This window comes from Dyella sp. SG609, assembly GCF_012275375.1.
Classification (GTDB): domain Bacteria; phylum Pseudomonadota; class Gammaproteobacteria; order Xanthomonadales; family Rhodanobacteraceae; genus Dyella_D; species Dyella_D marensis.
Genome location: NZ_JAAZQJ010000002.1, coordinates 128356 through 145651, shown reverse-complemented (window position 1 = coordinate 145651; position 17296 = coordinate 128356). Strand labels below are relative to the sequence as shown.

Genomic DNA, 17296 nt, shown 5'->3' with positions numbered 1-17296 from the left:
CAGGTCGGGCCGGTGCATCCGGCTTGTACGGGAACGACGAATGGAGTTTCCGGAAATCGACCAGGGCCCGCTACGTCATCCCGGCCAGCGCCGGGATGACGTTTGATGGAGAGGTGGCTATCGGATGGATGTCAGATCAGTGCGCAAACCACTTCAGGTCGACCGCCTTCGCCATCGCCTCGAACCCCGCCCCGTTCGGATGCAGGTGATCGCCGCTGTCGTAGGCCGGCAGCATGCGGTCCGGGTGGGCCGGGTCCTGGGTGGCCTGGTCGAAATCCGCCACGCCATCGAAGGCGCCGCCGCTGCGGATCCACGCATTCACCGCCTGCCGTTTCTGCTCGTTACGTGACGAGTGATACGGCCAGCCCGCGCCGCCGAACGGGGTGAGCGTGGCGCCGTAGATCTTCACGCCCCTGGCGTGCGCGCGGGCGATCAATGCCTTCATGCCTTCGATGATCTGCTCGGCGGAGACGTCGTCCTTCGGCGTGGCCGGCTGGCCGGAGCCGCCGATGTCGTTGATGCCCTCCAGCAGCACGATCCAGCGCACGCCGGGCTGGTCCAGCGCGTCGCGGTCGAAGCGCTTCTGCGCGCTGGGGCCGAAGTTGTCGTTCAAGACACGATTGCCGCCGATGCCGGCATTCGCCACCGCCACCGTGGCCAGCGCCGGGTCGGCGCGCAGGCGTGCGGCGAGCTGGTCGGGCCAGCGCTCGTAGGTGTTCTGCTGGCCGCCGACGCCGTCGGTGATGGAGTCGCCGAAGGCCACTACGGCGTGGCGTTCTGCAGGGCCGGCGACCTGGATGTCGCTGAGAAAGAAGCGGCTGCCGTGCACTTCGGTGCCGGGGTATGAGGTGGCTGCGGTGGCGTCGCCGTGCTCGGTCAGATACGCGGTGGCGAGGCCGGCGTTATGTAACGTCGACGGGCCCGGCGCGGCGCCGGCGGGAACATAGAGGCTTACCGCCAGTTCCTGCAGCGGCTTCACTTCCATCGTCACGGCGTCGCTCAGGGCGCTGCCGCCCTTTGCAATGGTGACGGTGGATTTGCCGCCGAAGCGAAGTTCGCGATCGGAACCGGCCACGGTCGAAGAACCCTCGGCGCGCACGGCGACATGCACCGGCCCCAGCGTCACCGGCCCGTCGCCATAGAGATTGGATAGCCGCACGCGCACCGCGCTGCCGCCGATGCTGACGCGGGCGATCTGCCGCACGGTCTGGTCCGACAGCCGCGGCCCCGGCGAATCCATGGATGCACTCCAGGCGGCCACCCAATGCGCGTCTTTTGCGGGGGCGGCGAGGGCCGGGGCGAGCAGGGCGCACAGTGCGCCGGCCAGGAAAAACTGCAGGAGGTGACGGTGCATGCCGGATCCTTTGCCTGGGGTGATCGGGGGAGTTTGTATAACAAAGTCGCGCTTACGGTATCCGCGACCGGCGTTTGCAAAATCAGACGGGCCGGCCCGATGCGCGCGGCCTGAAGGGTGGGTGCTCCTTTTTCCTGGCGATGCGAGGCGACGTTACGTGACGTCTGCCCGGCGCCCTCGGCTGGGCAAAAGATCGCGCCACGGCAAGACAAATCACTCTAAGAAAATTTCTTAAAGAACTTATTTATCTGGAAATTTCTTCCAGAAATGATGGATTTTCGCTTGCTATTTATAGTTACGTAACTTAAAATACCCGCCATCTCACCAGGAGCACGAACATGGTCGACGCACGCGATCCCGGCACCCTGCAGCTGCCCTTGGCGTTCAAGCGCAGCCGCGGTCGTCCGCGCAAGGAAAGTCCGCTCACCGGTGCCCAGCGCCAGGCGCGTTTCCGTGCCCGCCGCGAAGCGCAGGCACAGGTGCTGCGCGAGCGCCTGCAGAAGGCGCTCGGTTATCTGGAGCAGGGCGATACGGGGATGGCTCGCTACGAGCTGGAGTCGCTGGTCGCGGCGACGGCAAGCCGGCGCGAGGAAGACGCTCTCGATACCTAGGGTGTTGCCGCGGCGAGCGTGACGGTGCCGCGTCATCGGCTTTGCGTGACGTGACCGATGCGCCGATGGTGCTCCGTGCCGGTGCGTGCGCCACTGCCCTGCATTGCCGGTACGGGCGCATTACGTGACGGATTTCCGCTGGCCGAGATCCGCGTCTGGTACGCAAATACCTGCGTGCTATCCTCGGCGGCGAGGCGCGCCGGTCATGCGTCCGATCCAGGAACACCCTGTCGGATCGGTCGCATTGCCGGTGTCTCGGTCGGCGGAAAAGGGATCTTGCCGCGAAGCGCTACGGCGTCGAAAGGGAGATTCCACGCTGCTCAGGGGATACCGGCAAGACCATCCACCCCGCGCGCTTCTGGCGTTCCTCCGTTTGTCCGCGACGGCGGCGGGACCACACCGACCATGGAAAAGGAAAGGGAATCATGAGGAAGACTTTGAGCCTGTTGTCCATGCTGGCGCTGGCCGGCTGCTCCACCATGAGCGTCAATGAGGCGATCGTGCCGCTGCAGACCGAGACGGCGAAGATGATCGGCCTGGCCTCGTCGGACGAGCTGACCATCTCCAACGTCAAGGCGGGCGAGCCGGACAAGCTCGGCGCCCAGCAGCTGACCTATACCGCCACCACCACCAAGGGTCGCGTGTTCAACTGCTCGTCGGTGCAGACCCCGGGCCTGCTGGCCTCGCCGCCGACGCTGAGCTCGCCCAGCTGCAATCCGGTGCAGGTGCACCAGTAAGCGCCACCGGCGGCTTCGATGCAGCATCCAGTGCCCCGCCTTTGCGGGGCACTTTGCGTTACGGAACCTGCGTGGCTGCGGCCACTGCGGGTTATGTCACGGAAACCGGTGATCTCGTGCGCTGAGATCGGGTGCGGTGCGGGGGCGCCGTCCGGTCGAAGGGGGATTCATGCCGAATCAGCAGGGAAAGCCATCGAGCGGCAGTGCACGGCGCGGCAAGCGCCACGCCATGCGGCAGGATCTCAGCCCTTGCGGGCGCGGCGCACGGTCTTCTTCGTGGCCTTCTTCGCGGCACGCGCCGGTGCGCGCTTGCCGGTCTTCTTGCCGGCGGCCTTCTTGGCCACCCGCTTGGCGGCGACGTTCTTGCGGGCCGGTGCGGCCGTGCCGTCGATCAGCAGGCTGTCCAGCGTGACGCCGCGCTTCTTCAGCTGGGCCACCAGCCACAGCGGGCGCTTGCCGCGGCCCGACCAGGTCTGGCTCGGGTCTTCCGGGTTGCGGTACTTGGCCGCCACCGTGCCCTTGGCCTTGCCCTTGCCGACCTGGCGCGGAAACACCTCGGCCAGGGTCAGGCCGGAGGACTTCAGCAGCGCTTCGATCTTGCCGCGCACTTCGCCGATCTGCTGGCTGCGCGACTGTTCCAGTTGCGAGCGGGCATTGGAGATCAGGGTTGCCAGCTGGTCGGCGGAAAGCAACTTCAGATTGATAGCCATATAAATGTCCTGTACCCGTTAGGCGGCCGACCTTAACACATGGCCTGCGGGCGGCATGGGGCGCCGCCGCCGATTCTGTCGATCAGATCGCGCCGACGGCGAGGGTGAAGCTCTGCAGGAAATGGAAATCCGGACGGCGCAGGGCGAAGTCCGGATGTTCGGGGTCGCACAGCCGCACCAGGGCGGCGTAATCCCCATCCGACAGATAAGGCCGCAGCCGCTCACCCCAGCTGCCGCGAAAGATCGCTTCGACCAGATACGCCTCGTCCGCCGCGCTCACCGGCGCCACCCGCTCGATCAGGCAGGTGCGCACGGCCACGTTGCGCAGGCCGCTGCGGCGCAGCAGTCCGACCAGCGAGCGCACCGCGGCGAGATCGCGCTCGTGCAGGCCGTAGCGGTCGCGGTAGTACTGGCGCACGGCTTCGTTGGTTACGCGCTCCAGGCGCGAGTCCCAGGCGAAATACATGTCCGGCAGCAGCGAACTCTGGCCCAGCGCGATGCGGCCGCCCGGGCGCAGCAGGGCGGCGAGGGCGCGTACGCCCTGTTCGGGATCGCGCAGGTGGTTGACCGTATTGACCGACCACACCAGGTCGAAGGTCTCGCGCGCCAGCGGCGCCATCAGCAGGTTGGCCTGCATGATCCAGGCATCGCGCGGCGCACAGGTGCGCGCCGCCGAGGTATGCGCCGAGGCCAGGTCCAGTCCCACCACCATGCCCGCATGGCCAACCCTGGCGGCCAGCCAGCCCAGCGCTTCGCCGGTGCCGCAGCCTGCATCCAGTACGCGCATGCCCGGCTGCAGGTCCAGGGCGGCGATGGCCTGGCGCAGTTCCGGTTCGGCGTAGGCATTGAACAGCCGTAGCTTGTGCGAGTAATCGCGGGCGACGGTATCGCCCAGGAGGCCCGGGCCGGCGGCGGGACGAAGCTGCGGTGCGTTCATGGGCGGGGCGACGGTCGCTCGCCAGGGCCGGATGCCCTGGATCACTACTGAGTCGCCCCGCGGCGGCGAATGGTTGCGATGCGCGGCTTACAAGGTGAAATCGGCCGCGATCGGGAAATGGTCCGACGGATAGCGTCCGTCCTTCGAGGTGGTCAGCACGCGTACCGCGTCGGCCTTCACGCCGCGATAGAGGATCCAGTCGATCTGCACGGTCGGCTGGCCGGTGAAGTCGTGGAAGGTCTTGGCCGGGCCTTCGCGCTTGGGCGCGGTGTCCCAGGCGTCTTTCAGTTCCGCGGTCAGCACCTTGTGCGCTTCGCTGCTCGGCTCGGTATTGAAGTCGCCGGTGACGATCACCGGTACGTCGGCCGGCAGCTTGGCGATCCAGGCGGCCATTTCGCGCGCGCCCTTGGTGCGGGCGTCCTCGTCCTGGTCGCGGTAGGGGAAATGGGTGTCGAGCAGATAGAAGCGCTTGTGGTCGTCCAGGCGCTCGAACAGCGCCCAGTTGACCATGCGCGGAAAGACATTGCCCCAGGTGATGCTGGCCACCTTGTCGGGCGTATCCGACAGCCAGAAGTCGCCGGACTTCACCAGCTTCAGCCGATCCTTGCGATAGAAGATGCCCATGTGCTCCTCGGCATGCTTGCCGAAGCGGTCGCGGCCGAACCAGGTGTATTCCGGCAGGCGCTGCACGGTGTCGTCGCCCTGCTGCTTGAACAGTTCCTGCGTGCCGATCACGTCCGGATGCACCTGGCGTATGGTTTCGGCGAACAGTTCGCGGCGCTTGTCCCAGGCATTGGGTCCGTCCTGGGCGGCGAGGGTGCGGACATTGAAGCTCATCACTTTCAGCTCCGCCGCGGAGGCGGACAGGGCGGAGGCGGCGAGGGCCAGGGCGAAGGCGAGGCGGGAAAAGTTCGGCATGGACGTAAGCGCTTGGCGGAATGGACGTCCGACTATAGCCCCGCCGTGTGACGGAAAGTGGGTAATCGTTCCGTTATGCTGGCCGCGGCCCGGCCTCGGGCCAGCGGCTCTTCAAGGGATGCGGCATGGCCTCTGAACGTTTGACCGATCTGGCCCACGGTGGCGGTTGCGGCTGCAAGCTGGCGCCCGCGGTGCTGCAGGAATTGCTGGCCGGCAAGCCTGCGCTGCAGCCGTTCGCGCAACTGCTGGTGGGCACCGAATCCAGCGACGACGCGGCGGTATGGCAGGTGGACGAACGCACCTGCGTGATCGCCACCACCGATTTCTTCATGCCGGTGGTGGACGACCCTTACGATTTCGGCCGCATCGCCGCGGCCAATGCGCTGTCCGACGTGTACGCCATGGGCGGCAAGCCGATCATGGCCCTGGCCATTCTGGGCATGCCGCTGGGCAAGCTGGAGGTGGACACGGTGCGCGCCATTCTCGCCGGCGGCGAGTCGATCTGCGCGCAGGCCGGCATCCCGGTGGCGGGTGGCCATTCCATCGATTCGGCCGAGCCGATCTATGGCCTGGCGGCGATCGGCCTGTGCACGCCGGCGCAGGTGCGCCGCAACGCGGGGGCACGGCCAGGCGATGCGCTGATTCTCACCAAGGGCATCGGCGTCGGCATTTATTCGGCGGCATTCAAGAAGCAGATGCTGCCGATGGATTCGTATGACGAGATGCTCGCTTCCACCACCTTGCTCAACCGCGTGGGCCACGAGCTGGCGCAGGACGAGGACGTGCACGCGCTCACCGATGTCACCGGCTTCGGCCTGCTCGGGCATGCGCTGGAGATGGCGCGCGGCAGCGGTGCGCGGATCCGCATCGAGCTGGCAAGCCTGCCGCTGTTCGCGCGCGCGGAAGCCCTGGCCGAAGCGGGTTACGTAACGGGTGCATCGAAACGCAACTGGAGCAGCTATGGCGACGGTGTGGTGCTGCCTGCCGATGTACCGGAATGGTGGCGTGCGCTGCTGACCGATCCACAGACTTCCGGTGGTTTGCTGGTGGCTTGCAAGGCCGGCAGGGCCGAGGAAATACGCGCAACGATCGAGGCGGCGGGATATCCGCGGGCGAGCATCATCGGAACAGTGGAAAAAGGGCTGCCTGGTATCGACGTGGTTTGAGGCAGCTGGTATGTGCGCCGTCGTCCCATGCTCGTCATCCCGGCCTGCGCCGGGATGACGAGCCAATTCAACGCTGGCGATACCGCCACGCCGAACGACGTTGGCGGAAGAGAGTGGGAGTCGAACCCACCCGAGACAGTCTGATCTGCCTCACCCGGATTTGAAGTCCGGACGCCCCACCGGAGACGATTCTCTTCCATGCGCTGCGTTTGCCGCCGGCGCGAACAGGTCCAGATACCGCGCCTGCACCCGGCGCAAGGTGCCGCGATTGAGCGTCACGCCTTGCCGGTCGAAGAATTCTAGGATCTGGATCGCCACTTTACGACCATTGTCCAGCCGGTCGCGGAACTGCGCGGCGGTAAAGCGGCCGTCCGTGCCTTCGGCTGCGAGCGCGGCGGCGATCAGGGCCATCTCGTGCATGGTCGCGCGCAGGAAGAAATGATCGTGCGCCACCTCGTCGACCCGGCCCAGCCGCGCGGCGAAGCGCAGCAGCTGCCGCACTTCAGGCTCCTGCCGCCCCAGCGCCCAGGCCAGGTCGCGCACCCGCGGCGGGCGGAAGCGGGCCTCGCCATCCAGCAGCGGGGCGATGGCCTGCCACAGCGCTTCGCGTTCGGGGCTCAGCCGCAGGGTATGGCCGGGCAGGCGCACGAAGGCGCCGTCGCGGACGATGCGCCCGGCCAGATCCGGATGCTGCAGCGCCTGCGCGAAGGCGGACGCCGGCAGGCGCGGCTGCAGGGCCAGGCGCAGGCGTTCGCGGCCGATGCCTTGCAGGTCCGGATTGGCCGTATGGAAGGCCCCGAGAAACTCGAGCAGCCGCGCCACGAAATGTTGCCAATGCACTTGGCCGATGGCGATGCGTTCGGCGCCATCGGCGAAGATGACGGGCGCCAGCGCGGCGGCAATATCGTCCGCGCGGGCAGCAGATAAGGCGCGATCTCTTGCGAATGCCGCCAGGTCCCAGGCGAACGGCGGCGCATCGAGCAGTGCCGCGAACGCCTGCAGCGGATCGCTCATCAGCAGCGCTGCGCGCTGCGCCTGGCGCTCGGCGGTGCGGCGCTGGCGCGGCGGACCGCGCAGGTCCAGGAACTGGCCGCCGCCGATGGTGCGCTGTGCGGAGACGTCGCGCAGCACGAAGCGGTCCAGCGCGGCGGCGGCGATCGGACGGCTCAGCACCAGTTGCACGTCGGCCGCCTCCCCGGGCGCCAGCTGCTCGCCTTCGACCAGCACCACGCGCACGCCCACCTCGCTGGCGCCGTGGTGCAGGCGCGCGGGAAACCACTGGCTCATCGGCTTCGGTTCGCCGGGCAGCAGGCGCAGGCGCGCGTCGATGCGTTCGACCGGCGCATGCAGGAACGGATCGACCACCATGTCGCCGCGGCGGATCGCATCCTTGGCGATGTCCTCGCCGCTGAGGTTGAGCGCGCAGCGGTCGCCGGCGCGCCCAAGTTCCACCGCACGGTTCTGTGCGTGCAGCGAGCGCACGCGCGCGCTTAAGCCGGAAGGGCTGAGCAGCACCTGGTCTTTCACGCGCACCGTGCCGGACAGCACCGTGCCGGTCACCGTCAGGCCGATGCCGGGCAGGGTGAATACGCGGTCGACTGCCAGGCGGAAGCGGCCATCGGCGGCGCGTTCGCCCAGCGTCCGCGCTTCGGTGGCCAGGCGCTCGCGCAGCGCGTCGATGCCAAGGCCCGTGGCGGAAGAAACCGGGAACATGTCGGCATCGCCGAGCGCCGTGCCCGCGGTGGCGGCGCGGATCTGCGCGCCTACTTCGGCCAGCCTTCCCGGTGGCGCCAGGTCGACCTTGGTCAGCGCGATCACGCCGCGGCGGATCTGCAGCAGGTCCAGGATCGCCAGATGTTCCAGCGTCTGCGGCATCACGCCATCGTCGACCGCCACCACCAGCAGGGCGATATCGATGCCGCTGGCGCCGGCCACCATCGTGTGCACGAAGCGCTCGTGGCCGGGCACGTCGACGAAACCGAGCGTGCCGGCGTCGCCCAGCGGCAGGTAGGCGAAGCCGAGGTCGATGGTGATGCCGCGGGCTTTTTCTTCCTTCAGGCGGTCGCCGTCGACGCCGGTCAGGGCCTTGATCAGCGAGGTTTTGCCGTGATCGATATGGCCCGCGGTACCGACGATCATGGAGTGCCCGCGTGGAGTCCGTCGAGATCGAGCCAGGCCAGGCTGGCCAGCAGGTCCGCTTCGTCCGCCTCGGCCAGGCAGCGCAGATCCAGGCGCAGCGCGCCGTCGGCAATGCGGCCGAGCACCGGCTGCGGCAAGGCGCGCATGGCGGCGGACAGGCGTTCCAGCACGGCCTGGCTGCCGTGCGGACGGATCAGCAGTGCGGCGCTGGCCAGCGTATCCAGGGGCAGTGCGCCGGAGCCGACCTGGCTGAGGCAATCGCCCACCGCCACGTCGAAGCGGTTGCCGAGCCGTTCGGCAACCGCCGGTTGCAATCGATGCGCCTGGGCTGCGATCGCCGCTTGCGTGCGTGCAAGAAAGCGCAAGGTCGGCAGGCGTTCGGCCAGGCGGTCCGGATCGCGATAGAGCTTGAGCGTGGCTTCGATCGCCGCGAGGCGCAGCTTGTCCACGCGCAGCGCGCGCTTGAGCGGGTTGCGGTTGATGCGTTCGATCAGTGCGCGGTCGCCGACGATAAAGCCGGCCTGTGGGCCGCCCAGTAACTTGTCGCCGGAGAAGGTGACCAGCCGCGCGCCCTCGGCCACCGCTTCGCGCACGGTCGGCTCCTTGGCCAGGCCGTAGCGCGCCAGGTCGACCAGCATGCCGGAGCCCAGGTCGTTCAATAGCGGCACGCCCGCGGCATCGGCGATGCCCGCCAGTTCGCGCGCGCCCACTTCCGCGGTGAAGCCCTGGATGCGGTAGTTGGAGGTATGCACCTTGAGCACCAGGCCGGTGCGTTCGCCGAGCGCTTCGCGGTAGTCGGCGGGATGGGTGCGGTTGGTGGTGCCCACTTCGATCATGCGCGCGCCGGCGCGCGCCATGATCTCGGGCAGGCGGAAGGCGCCGCCGATCTCGATCAGCTCGCCGCGCGAGACCACCGCATCGCGGCCCAGCGCAAAGGTGTTGAGGCACAGCAGCACGGCGGCGGCGTTGTTGTTGACCACGGTGGCGTCTTCGGCACCGGTCAGTTCGCGCAGCAGGCCGCGTATGTGGTCGTCGCGTTCGCCGCGTTCGCCTTCGTCCAGGTCGTATTCCAGCGCCACCGCATGGCGCATCGCCGCGGTGGCGGCTTCGATGGCGGCTTCGGCCAGCAGCGCGCGGCCGAGGTTGGTGTGCAGCACGGTGCCGGTGAGATTGAACAGCGGGCGCAGGCTGGGCCGTTGCGCATCCAGCCGCGCCGCGGCGCGTTGCGCCAGTTCGTCGGCGCCGGGTGCGCTCGAAGACGTGGCGCGCATGATGTCGCGTGCTTCATCGATCGCGGCGCGGATGGCGTCCGTGGTGGCCACGCGGCCATGGCGCTCGACCAGGACTAGGGCCTCGCGGGTGGCCAATACCGTGGCAACCGCGGGGAGGTGGCGCAGGGAAGTGGCCTCAGGGCCGGTCACATTGCTTGTCCATGGGCATTGCCGGGTATCCGATTACAGCGCGCGCTGGCGAAGCTGGCGTGACAGTTCAGGCCGCGCAGCGGGACCTATGCTGCGTCGCGGATCGGGGCAGGGTCAAGGCGTGAGTGAAGGTGGAACCCCTCTCCCGATGGGAGAGGGGTTCAGCGCTCCGGTATTCCTCAAATCTTCAAGTTGGAACCCTTCTCCCTTCGGCGACCCGAAGGTAGTCCCCGTGGGAGAGAAGGTGGCGGCAGCCGGATGAGGGTCCGGGCGGAGCGGTGCACATCATTCTTGCGCTCCGCCCGTACCCTCACCCCAACCCCTCTCCCAGGGGGAGAGGGGCTTTACGCAGTCGCGAGATCCATAGCATTCTGCGCAGCGCGCAGGAGATCTCCTTTTGCGCATGTCTTGCCCCCGCCGCAGCGCCTGCATCCTGCGGCACCGGTCGGCAGCTTCGTGCCCTGTAGGGCCGCTACATCCAAGCCATGGGTTGGGATAGCGATGTCCACCGCCTTGCCGGCTGCGCGTGCTGCGCGCCTGTGCGTGTTCCTGTTGCTGGCCGTCGCCGGCCTGTTCTACGTGAAGTGGCATCCGTACTACGACCGCGCCTTCGTCGCCGCGGCCGGGCATGCGATCGGCCATTCGATCCTGATGGGCGATGCGGCGAGCGCGCCGTCGCCGTCGTGGCAGGCGGCCATCGGCTATGCGCTGGCCTATGGCAAGGCGATCTGGCAGGCGATGCTGCTGGGCCTGCTGCTGGGTTCGGGCATCCAGGCCCTGCTGCCGGCGAGCTGGGTGCGGCGCGTGCTGGGCAGCAGCAGTATGGGTGGCGTGGTGGCCGGCGGCCTGCTCGCGTTGCCCGGGATGATGTGCACCTGCTGCGCGGCGCCGGTGGTGGTGGGCATGCGCGGGCACCAGGCCGCGGCGGGGCCGGCGCTGGCGTTCTGGCTCGGCAATACCGTGCTCAATCCGGCGACCCTGGTGTTCACCGGCTTCGTGCTCGGTTGGCATTGGACCGTGTTCCGCCTGTGCTTCGGCGTGCCGCTGGTGTTCGGCCTGGGCTATCTGGCCGGCCGGATGACGGCACCCGCGAATGAGTCATCGCCCGCCGATTTGCCAACCGTCGAGCCCGAGCCGCATTCGCTCGCGGAAGTCGGCAAGCGCTGGGCCGCGATCTTCGGACGCATGGCGCTGCGCCTGCTGCCGGAATACCTGGTGATCGTGCTGCTGCTGGGCGCGTTCCGCGCCTGGATGTTTCCCGTGATCGGACCGGCCATCGGCGACCAGTGGTACTGGATCGCCGCGATGGCGCTGGCCGGCATGCTGTTCGTGATTCCGACCGCCGGCGAAGTGCCCATCGTGCAGGCGATGCTGGCGCTGGGCATGGGCAGCGGGCCGGCGGCGGCCTTGCTGTTGACCTTGCCGCCGGTGAGCCTGCCGTCATTGGCGATGCTGGCGCGCTCGTTTCCATGGCGGGTGTTGCTGGCGGTAGCCGCCGCGGTGGTTGGCTGCGGCCTGCTCGGCGGCGCCGTCGCCGCGTGGCTGGCCTTGCGCTAGGCGACCAGCAGCAGGGGATTCGGCGCGTGCCGCGAGAAACCCGCTTCGGCGACCAGGATGTCGAGGCCGATCGAAGCGAGATCGTCCGCGTACGGGTCCGCCTTCATGTCGTGAATCTGATAGAGCAGCTTGGCGTAGGTCTGGCATTCGCCGCAGGTCTCGGCCTTCACCACGCCGGGATCGCCCTCGATAGCTTGCAGGGCGAGATGCCGCGTGCCGCTGCAGGTGATGCAGACGGCGCGCACGTGGTTCCATGCCGTGGAGCACAGCGAGCAGTACAGATAGCGCGTCCCCGGCGTACTGCCGCTGGCGGCGACCATGCCGGCGACCGGCGGCGAACCGCAGCAGGGGCACAGTCCGCGTTCTTCCAGCAGTCGCAGCTCATCGGCTTTCAGGCGCGCGGCGGAGCAGGTGAAGTAGACCTGCAACGCGGCGGCGACATAGATCGCCGCGCCGGCATCGGCGGTGGACAGGCCGCCGCGCAGGAACTGGTCGGCCAGGCGCTCCTGCATCGCGGCTTCGCAGCCCAGCAAGGCATCGACGACAGCCAGCGCCGGAGGGGGCAAGCTGTTGCGATCGATGCGGTCGAGCAGCAGCGCCAACCCTTCGCGCCAGGACACGTCGCGGCGATGGCCGTCGGCCGCCAGCGGCGGCAAGCGTGCTTCGATCGATTGCGCGACGCTGGGTGGATCGAGCGTGGCGGCAGGCGCCAGCGTGGTCGCCACCTCGTGCTGCGCACGCGCCAGCACGGCGACGAAGCGCAGCCACGCTTCCATCGGATGTCCCGCCGATAATTGTTCCAGCCGTTGCGCGGTGGCGGCGAAGCGCCGGGCAGGATCGGGTAGCAGGATCGGGTCCGGCGCCTTGACGCCGGCATGCGAAGGTCCGGTCCATTTGCCGCTGGGCGGCGCTTCGGCCTGTCTCACGTGCGTGGTTTCCTGGTGCTGACGATCGCGCCGTCTTGCTTGCCGTGCTGCGCCAGTTCCAGCAGCCATTTGCGGTGGTGCCGCCACGCCCAGCCTGGCGTGACATAGCCCTGGGTCATCGCGCGCACCGAATGGCGCACCCAGATCGCCGCATAGACATGCACGATCCAGATGATGATTGCGGCCAATGCCGCCAGGCTATGGATCAGCGCCGCCGCGCGCTGCACCGGAATCGAGGTGGCGCTGCCGAAGTACACTTCCCACAGGGTCAGCCCGCTGAAAAACAGTACCGGAATCAGCAAGGTCATCGACCAGAACACCAGCTTCTGGCCGGCATTGTTGCGGCCGACCGGCGGCGTGTGCTCCTCGTCGTTGACGATCACCGCGTCGATCGACTTCATCCACGCGGCATCGTCCCGGTTCAGCAGGTTCTCGCGCCAGAACTGCACGATCAGGCCCAGATAGCTCACCAGCAATACCACGCCGATCCACGGATGCACCGCCCGCGTCCATTGCCCGCCGCCGAACAGGCCGGACAAGAAGAACAGCATCGGATGGAACATCGACAGGCCCGACAGCACCAGCAGCACGAAGCAGATCGCGGTGATCCAGTGATTGACGCGGTTGGCCAGGGTGTAGCGCACGATGGCGTTCTTCGGGCGGCTCATGACAGCTTCTCCTCGCCTTCGCGCAGCACGCGCTCGCCCTCGGCCTCGTCTTCCTCGGTGACTTCGTTGGGGCCGGCGCTGATCCAGTGGAAGAAGCCGGCCAGCGCGGCGAGCGCGATGCCGGCCAGGCCCAGCGGCTTGATAAAGCCCTTCCACAGGTCGACGGTGGCGCTGATGCGCGGCTTGTCGGGCAGGCCCGAATACAGCGAAGGCTTGTCCGCATGATGCAGCACGTACATCACATGAGTGCCGCCGACTTCCTGCGGGTCGTACAGGCCGGCGTTCTCGAAGCCGCGCGTCTTCAGCTCGACGATGCGCAGCTGCGCCTGCTGCTGCATGTCGGTCTTGGCGCCGAACATGATGGCCCCGGTGGGGCAGGCCTTGACGCAGGCCGGTTCCAGCCCGACCGACACGCGGTCCGAGCACAGCGTGCACTTGTACGACTTGTGATCCTGCTTGCTGATGCGCGGGATGTTGAACGGGCAACCCTTCACGCAATAGCCGCAGCCGATGCACTTGTCGCTGATGAAATCCACGATGCCGTTGGCGTACTGCACGATCGCACCCGGGGCAGGGCAGGCCTTCAGGCAGCCCGGGTCTTCGCAATGCATGCAGCCGTCCTTGCGGATCAGCCACTCGAGGTTGCCCTGTTCGTTCTCGTGCTCGGCGAACTTCATCAGCGTCCATACGCTGGGGCCCAGGTCCGCCGGGTTTTCGTACGAGCCTTCGAAGTGGCCGATCTCCGGGCGCAGGTCGTTCCATTCCATGCAGGCGGACTGGCAGGCCTTGCAGCCGATGCAGCGGCTGACGTCGATCAGCTTGGCGACCTGGTCCTCATGGCTGCGCGCCATCGGCGGCGTCATGGTGGTGGCGGAGATGCGGACGTAGTCTTGCGATTGCAGTTCTGACATGACTGGAGTCCTCAGGCCGCGGGTGCCGTGGTGCGCTCGACATTGACCAGGAACGCCTTGAACTCCGGCGTCTGCGTATTGGCATCGCCCACCGACGGCGTCAGCGTGTTGGCGCCGTAACCCTTGCGGGCCTGCCCGGTGAAGCCCCAGTGGATCGGCACGCCGATCACGTGGGTGGGCTTGCCGTCCACCGTCATCGGCTTGATGCGCTTGGTCACGTAGGCCTTGCAGATCACCTCGCCGCGCTTGGAACTCACCTTCACCCAGCCGCCTTGCTCGATGCCTTTCTCCTTGGCCAGCACCTCGCCGATCTCGATGAATTCCTCCGGCTGCAGGATGGCGTTGATCAGTGCGTGCTTGGTCCAGTAGTGGAAATGCTCGGTCAGCCGATAGGTGGTCGCCACATAGGGGAACTGCTTGGGGCTGCCGAACGAGGCGCGGTCATCGGCAAACACGCGCGCGACCGGATTGCTGCTGACCTTCGGATGCAGCACGTTCTCCACCGGCGATTCCAGCGGCTCGTAGTGCTCGGGGAACGGCCCTTCGGCCATCAGGTCGCGGGCGAACAGGCGGCCCATGCCTTCGGCATTCATGATGAACGGGCCGACGCCGTCGGACGGTTTCACCGTGGGGCCATAGTCGGGCACGTCGATGCCCACCCACTTGCTGCCGTTCCACGAGATCACCGGCTTGGCCGGATTCCACGGCTTGCCGTCCGGGTCCGCGCTGGCGCGGTTGTAGAGGATGCGGCGATTGGCCGGCCAGGCCCAGGCCCAGTTCGGCGCGATGCCTTGCTCGCGCGGGTCGCTGGCGTCGCGGCGGGCCATCTGGTTGCCCTTTTCGGTAAAGCAGCCGCTGAAGATCCAGCAGCCCGAAGCCGTGCTGCCGTCGTCGCGCAGCTGGGCGAAGCCGTCGAGCAGGGTGCCGGCCTTGGTAACCACCGCATTGGTGGCCGGGTCGATGAGGTCGGTGAGCGCGCGGCCGTTCATTTCCTTGGCCAGTTCTTCCGGATCCGGTTCGCGCGGATCGGTGTACTTCCAGCTCATGCCGAGCACCGGATCGGGGAAGGCGCCGCCTTCCTTGCGGTACAGCTCGCGCAGGCGCTGGAAGATGCCGGTCATGATCCAGATGTCGGATTTCGCCTCGCCCGGCGCATCCGCCGCCTTCCAATGCCACTGCAGCCAGCGCGCGGAATTGACCAGCGAACCGTTCTCCTCGGCAAAGCACGTGGTGGGCAGCTGGAACACTTCGGTCTGGATCTCGGCGGACTTGGCCGGATTCTGCGGGCCGAAGTCCTGCCAGAAGCGCGAGGTTTCGGTGTCCAGCGGATCCATGGTGACCAGGAACTTCAGCTTGCCCAGGCCGCGGCGGATCTTGCCGCGGTCGGGGAAGGCCTGCAGCGGATTGAAGCCCTGGCAGATATAGCCGTTCATCTGGCCGTTGTTCATCATCTCGAACGCGCGAATGATGTCGTACAGCGGCACGTCGAGCTTGGGCAGCCAGTCGTAGGCCCAGTCGTTGTCCTTGGTGGCCGCGTCGGCGAACAGCGCCTTCTGCAGGCTCACCACGAACTTGCGGTAGTTCTGCCAGTAGCTGGTCTGGCCGGCGCGCAGCGGCTTGTACAGCTTCGTCTTCATGTATTCGTCGAAGCTGGTTTCGCGGTCGTTGGGCAGGGTGAGGTAGCCGGGCATCTGGTTGGAGAGCAGGCCGACGTCGGTCAAACCCTGGATGTTGGAATGCCCGCGCAGCGCATTCATGCCGCCGCCGGCCACGCCGATATTGCCCAGCAGCAGCTGCACCATGGCCATGTTGCGGATGTTCTGCGCGCCCACCGAATGCTGGGTCCAGCCCAGCGCGAACAGGCTGGTCATGGCCTTGTCCGGCGCGGCGGTGCTGGCGAACAGCTCGCATACGTGCAGGAACTTGTCCTGCGGCGTGCCGCAGATGCGCGAGACCATTTCCGGCGTGTAGCGCGACACGTGCTGCCTGAGCAGGTTGATCACGCAGCGCGGGTGCTGCCAGCTGTCGTCGGACTGGGCGTAGCCGTCCTTGTCCAGTTCGTAGTCCCAGCTGGACTTGTCGTAGCTGTGCTTTTCCTCGTTGTAGCCGCTGAACAGGCCGTCCTGGAAGCCGAAGCCGTCTTTCACGATCAGGCTGGCATTGGTGTAGGCGCGCACGTACTCGTGCTGGATCGCGTCCTTTTCCAGCAGGTAGTGGATCACGCCATTAAGAAAGGCGATATCGGTGCCGGGGCGGATCGGCGCGTAGTAGTCGGCCACCGAGGCCGTGCGCGTGAAGCGCGGATCGACCACCACGAGCTTGGCGCCGTTCTCGATCTTCGCCTCGATCACCCACTTGAAGCCGCACGGGTGCGCTTCGGCGGCATTGCCGCCCATCACCACCACGACATTGGCGTTCTTGATGTCCTGCCAGGTGTTGGTCATCGCACCGCGACCGAATGATGGGGCCAGACTGGCCACCGTCGGTCCGTGTCAGACGCGCGCCTGGTTGTCGAACACCACCATGCCGAGGGAGCGGGCCACCTTCCAGGTGAGGTAGGCGGTTTCGCTGGACGAGGCCGACGCGGCGAGCATGCCGGTGGTGGTCCAGCGGTTCACCGTGGTGCCGGCCGGGTTCTTGGCGATGAAGTTCTTGTCGCGGTCGTCCTTCATCAGCCGGGCGATGCGGTCCAGCGCGAAGTCCCAGGAGACTTCCTTGAACTCGGTGCCGCCGGCGGCGCGGTAGCGCGGCGCTTTCAGGCGGGTGGGCGCATGCACCACGTCGAGCAGGGCCGAGCCTTTGGGGCAGAGCGTGCCGCGGTTCACCGGATGGTCCGGGTCGCCTTCGATATGGATGATGTTCGAGCGCGCGTTCTTGGCGCGGTCGCCCATGCTGTAGATCAGGATGCCGCAGGCCACCGAGCAGTAGGTGCAGGTGTTGCGCGTCTCGGTGGCGTGGGTGAGCTTGAACGGCCTGACGGCGGCGGCTTGCGCCTCGCCGGAGGCGCCGAAGCCCAGGACGCCCAACCCCGATGCTGCCAGGCCGAGGCCGGTGATCTTGATGAACTCGCGACGTGTAAGTGCCATCGCTGTGCTGCTCCCGTCAGTTGGCTGGACATGCCGCCCGGCGAAGGGGGCGATGCGGCTCGAGAGACTGCTGGACGAATAGGACTGGTCCCATTGTCCGGATGGAAATTAGCACAGAACATCGTTTCCGATGGCGGGATAACAAGAAAGTTACA

Annotated in this window: 14 protein-coding genes and 1 tRNA gene; 4 read left to right on the top strand and 11 right to left on the bottom strand. The window is 67.2% G+C overall.

The genetic code is table 11. From position 1 onward, the window contains the following. Positions 1–136 precede the first annotated feature (136 nt). A complete protein-coding gene (locus FHW85_RS03985) occupies positions 137–1354 on the bottom strand; it encodes an SGNH/GDSL hydrolase family protein (protein WP_168647427.1) in 1218 nt (405 codons plus the stop codon). 338 nt (positions 1355–1692) lie between these two features. Here FHW85_RS03985 and FHW85_RS03980 point away from each other — a divergent pair, with 338 nt between their 5' ends. Further along, complete coding sequence (locus tag FHW85_RS03980) at positions 1693–1965, top strand: hypothetical protein (RefSeq protein WP_167257225.1); 273 nt, start codon at positions 1693–1695, stop codon at positions 1963–1965. 425 nt (positions 1966–2390) lie between these two features. Next, on the top strand, positions 2391–2702 hold the full coding sequence (locus FHW85_RS03975; RefSeq protein ID WP_167257272.1) for a hypothetical protein: 312 nt from the start codon (positions 2391–2393) through the stop codon (positions 2700–2702). Between the two features lie 242 nt (positions 2703–2944). Here FHW85_RS03975 and FHW85_RS03970 read toward each other — a convergent pair whose 3' ends face one another. From FHW85_RS03970 to FHW85_RS03960, 3 genes are all read right to left on the bottom strand, one after another. Continuing rightward, positions 2945–3412, bottom strand: coding sequence for an H-NS histone family protein (locus FHW85_RS03970; RefSeq protein ID WP_168647426.1), 468 nt, complete (start codon positions 3410–3412; stop codon positions 2945–2947). 82 nt (positions 3413–3494) lie between these two features. Continuing rightward, complete coding sequence (locus tag FHW85_RS03965; RefSeq protein ID WP_168647425.1) at positions 3495–4349, bottom strand: methyltransferase domain-containing protein; 855 nt, start codon at positions 4347–4349, stop codon at positions 3495–3497. An 87-nt stretch (positions 4350–4436) separates the two neighbouring features. Next, positions 4437–5267, bottom strand: coding sequence for an endonuclease/exonuclease/phosphatase family protein (locus tag FHW85_RS03960; RefSeq protein WP_168647424.1), 831 nt, complete (start codon positions 5265–5267; stop codon positions 4437–4439). A gap of 125 nt (positions 5268–5392) precedes the next feature. On the opposite strand from FHW85_RS03960, the gene selD reads away from it, so the two are divergent. Continuing rightward, entirely contained in the window at positions 5393–6433 is a 1041-nt protein-coding gene (gene selD, locus FHW85_RS03955; RefSeq protein ID WP_168647423.1) for a selenide, water dikinase SelD, read from the top strand. Between the two features lie 101 nt (positions 6434–6534). On the opposite strand, the gene FHW85_RS03950 is transcribed toward selD, so the two are convergent. The 3 genes from FHW85_RS03950 to selA form a co-directional block, all read right to left on the bottom strand. Continuing rightward, positions 6535–6631: transfer RNA gene (locus FHW85_RS03950), tRNA-Sec, on the bottom strand. After that, on the bottom strand, positions 6584–8572 hold the full coding sequence (gene selB, locus FHW85_RS03945; RefSeq protein WP_168647422.1) for a selenocysteine-specific translation elongation factor: 1989 nt from the start codon (positions 8570–8572) through the stop codon (positions 6584–6586). The genes FHW85_RS03950 and selB overlap by 48 nt, the downstream gene beginning before the upstream one ends. Beyond that, positions 8569–9993 carry an L-seryl-tRNA(Sec) selenium transferase gene (gene selA / locus FHW85_RS03940; protein WP_168647421.1) on the bottom strand — a complete coding sequence of 475 codons (1425 nt, stop codon included), beginning with the start codon at positions 9991–9993 and terminating at the stop codon, positions 8569–8571. Before selA ends, selB begins: the two co-directional genes overlap by 4 nt. 501 nt (positions 9994–10494) lie before the next feature. Here selA and FHW85_RS03935 point away from each other — a divergent pair. Continuing rightward, entirely contained in the window at positions 10495–11550 is a 1056-nt protein-coding gene (locus FHW85_RS03935) for a permease (RefSeq protein WP_168647420.1), read from the top strand. Here FHW85_RS03935 and fdhE read toward each other — a convergent pair. Genes fdhE through fdnG form a run of 4 tightly spaced genes read right to left on the bottom strand, consistent with a single transcriptional unit; the run spans position 11547 to position 17141 of the window. Further along, positions 11547–12476, bottom strand: a complete 930-nt coding sequence (gene fdhE, locus FHW85_RS03930; RefSeq protein ID WP_343203666.1) for a formate dehydrogenase accessory protein FdhE — start codon at positions 12474–12476, stop codon at positions 11547–11549. The two genes, FHW85_RS03935 and fdhE, sit on opposite strands and share 4 nt — an antisense overlap. Then, a complete protein-coding gene (locus FHW85_RS03925; protein ID WP_168647418.1) occupies positions 12473–13144 on the bottom strand; it encodes a formate dehydrogenase subunit gamma in 672 nt (223 codons plus the stop codon). Before FHW85_RS03925 ends, fdhE begins: the two co-directional genes overlap by 4 nt. Continuing rightward, complete coding sequence (gene fdxH, locus FHW85_RS03920) at positions 13141–14055, bottom strand: formate dehydrogenase subunit beta (RefSeq protein WP_168647417.1); 915 nt, start codon at positions 14053–14055, stop codon at positions 13141–13143. Before fdxH ends, FHW85_RS03925 begins: the two co-directional genes overlap by 4 nt. A gap of 11 nt (positions 14056–14066) precedes the next feature. Beyond that, positions 14067–17141 carry a formate dehydrogenase-N subunit alpha gene (gene fdnG, locus FHW85_RS03915; RefSeq protein WP_168647416.1) on the bottom strand — a complete coding sequence of 1025 codons (3075 nt, stop codon included), beginning with the start codon at positions 17139–17141 and terminating at the stop codon, positions 14067–14069. Positions 17142–17296 lie beyond the last annotated feature (155 nt).